Source organism: Phytopseudomonas seleniipraecipitans (assembly GCF_900102335.1).
GTDB lineage: Bacteria > Pseudomonadota > Gammaproteobacteria > Pseudomonadales > Pseudomonadaceae > Aquipseudomonas > Aquipseudomonas seleniipraecipitans.
The window spans coordinates 1-1,375 of sequence record NZ_FNBM01000018.1 but is presented as its reverse complement, the minus strand read 5'-3'; the positions used below and the strand labels follow the sequence as shown (position 1 = coordinate 1,375).

Here is a 1,375-nt window from a genome sequence, read left to right as displayed (position 1 = left end):
GACAACTCGTCATCAGCTCTCGGCCTTAAGATCCCGGATTTACCTAAGATCTCAGCCTACCACCTTAAACACGGACAACCAACGCCGTGCTGGCCTAGCCTTCTCCGTCCCTCCATCGCAGTAATTAGAAGTACGGGAATATTAACCCGTTTCCCATCGACTACGCATTTCTGCCTCGCCTTAGGGGCCGACTCACCCTGCGTCGATTAACGTTGCGCAGGAAACCTTGGTCTTTCGGCGTGGGAGTTTTTCACTCCCATTGTCGTTACTCATGTCAGCATTCGCACTTCTGATACCTCCAGCAAGCTTCTCAACTCACCTTCACAGGCTTACAGAACGCTCCTCTACCGCTCATCCTAAGATGAACCCGTAGCTTCGGTGTATGGTTTGAGCCCCGTTACATCTTCCGCGCAGGCCGACTCGACTAGTGAGCTATTACGCTTTCTTTAAAGGGTGGCTGCTTCTAAGCCAACCTCCTAGCTGTCTAAGCCTTCCCACATCGTTTCCCACTTAACCATAACTTTGGGACCTTAGCTGACGGTCTGGGTTGTTTCCCTTTTCACGACGGACGTTAGCACCCGCCGTGTGTCTCCCGTGCTGACACTTGCTGGTATTCGGAGTTTGCATCGGTTTGGTAAGTCGGGATGACCCCCTAGCCGAAACAGTGCTCTACCCCCAGCAGTGATACACGAGGCGCTACCTAAATAGCTTTCGAGGAGAACCAGCTATCTCCGAGCTTGATTAGCCTTTCACTCCGATCCACAGGTCATCCGCTAACTTTTCAACGGTAGTCGGTTCGGTCCTCCAGTTAGTGTTACCCAACCTTCAACCTGCCCATGGATAGATCGCCCGGTTTCGGGTCTATACCCAGCGACTAAACGCCCTATTAAGACTCGCTTTCGCTACGCCTCCCCTATTCGGTTAAGCTCGCCACTGAATATAAGTCGCTGACCCATTATACAAAAGGTACGCAGTCACAGAACAAGTCTGCTCCCACTGCTTGTACGCATACGGTTTCAGGATCTATTTCACTCCCCTCTCCGGGGTTCTTTTCGCCTTTCCCTCACGGTACTAGTTCACTATCGGTCAGTCAGTAGTATTTAGCCTTGGAGGATGGTCCCCCCATATTCAGACAAAGTTTCTCGTGCTCCGTCCTACTCGATTTCATTGATAAGAGATTTTCGTGTACGGGGCTATCACCCACTACGGCGGCACTTTCCAGAGCCTTCCACTAATCTCAAATCAACTTAAGGGCTAGTCCCCGTTCGCTCGCCACTACTAAGGGAATCTCGGTTGATTTCTTTTCCTCAGGGTACTTAGATGTTTCAGTTCCCCTGGTTCGCCTCATGCACCTATGTATTCAGTGCATGATACC

The 1,375-nt window shown here is 51.1% G+C and carries 1 rRNA gene; it reads right to left on the bottom strand.

The window, feature by feature from the left end:
- Positions 1 to 1,375: ribosomal RNA gene (locus BLS60_RS21225) — 23S ribosomal RNA — on the bottom strand; the annotation flags it as partial.